The 1,151-nt window shown below is 59.8% G+C and carries 2 protein-coding genes; one reads left to right on the top strand and one right to left on the bottom strand.

Features of this window, described 5'->3' with window-relative positions; translation table 11 throughout:
* Positions 1-186 (top strand): transposase (locus tag ASF53_RS26810; protein WP_286134486.1); only part of this gene is annotated, 186 nt, incomplete at its 5' end.
* A gap of 558 nt (positions 187-744) precedes the next feature.
* On the opposite strand, the gene ASF53_RS26440 is transcribed toward ASF53_RS26810, so the two are convergent.
* Entirely contained in the window at positions 745-957 is a 213-nt protein-coding gene (locus ASF53_RS26440; RefSeq protein ID WP_156635591.1) for a hypothetical protein, read from the bottom strand.
* Positions 958-1,151: the final 194 nt, after the last annotated feature.

The raw sequence follows: 1,151 nt of genomic DNA, 5'->3' as shown, positions 1-1,151 counted from the left end.
CGCAAGGGGATCGAGAGCCGCGAAAAACTCGGTCGCCACCGCTGGGTCGTGGAGCGGACCCATGCCTGGTTCAACCGCTTCCGCCGCCTACCCATCCGMTACGAGCGTCGCGCCGACATCTACGAGGCCTTCACCAGCCTCGCGGCAAGCCTTATCACCCTCAACCAGATCAGACGGTTCTGTTAGGCGCTCTTAGATTTAACCAGAGGGCACCATATCTACCTCGAAGCTACACGGCGTATTCGCATAATATAGGTTATGGAACTATTGGCGCGTTTCAGGGATTTCCATCATGGATATTTTAAACTTATACAAACAACCAGTATATGCACTTAACAATTTAATCCATTTTGCAATCATAGGGGAGGGGACTTCGGGAGCACGGCGGCGCCCTCCCCTCCCCCTTGTCGCTGAAGATGCTTCACCACATGCCGGTATCATTCTGGCCGGCATGACCCCGCATCCGAGCCAGAGCAGCGGCAGCCTTCGACATAGCAGGCACGGTAGCGACCCTTGCCTCACGCCCATCCGGCGCGGCACCCCCGCGACCGGCGTCCCAGTCTTGGCCTGCATCAGCGCGAAAGCGATCTGATCTTCGGTGAAGCTACTCTTCTTCACGGCTCCGCTCCTCCCGTCAGGGTCTCACAAAACCGGAAAACGCGCACTCAGGCCGGACCAAAGCGATGGGGGACGTCACGCTGTACCGCCGTCACCTCCACATGCCACATCGACGATTACATTTCATTACTTTTCGTCACCGGATAAACGCAAGGGAATTACCTGCGCGGCGCTTTGGTGATGCAGCGGACATCCCCGATCCGTCCCGCCATGGGTAGACCAATGCGCACCGTATTTCCGTCCCTTGCTTGTGCCGCCGCGCTCGTCACTGGCCTCGTCATCCCCGTATCCGCCAGCGCCCGCGTTCGCTCGATCAATGTTCAGGGCGCGCTCGGTCATGGCGGTGTCGTGTCGCGGAGTGTCGCACGAGAACTCGGCAGCCGCAGCGTGACCCATAGCATCCAGACCAACAACGGCCGTGGTGCGACCGCGACGTGAGAGTCCGTCCGATAAGTCATGATGCTCGCCCGAGCCTTCGGACGAGGATCATGACGGCGGCGGCGTAGAGGAAGGCCTGGGCCGAGGCGAGGGTC

The sequence above is a fragment of the Methylobacterium sp. Leaf123 genome (assembly GCF_001423405.1).
Lineage (GTDB): Bacteria > Pseudomonadota > Alphaproteobacteria > Rhizobiales > Beijerinckiaceae > Methylobacterium.
The sequence above is the reverse complement of the archived record's forward strand: the minus strand, read 5'-3'. Positions and strand labels throughout refer to the sequence as shown.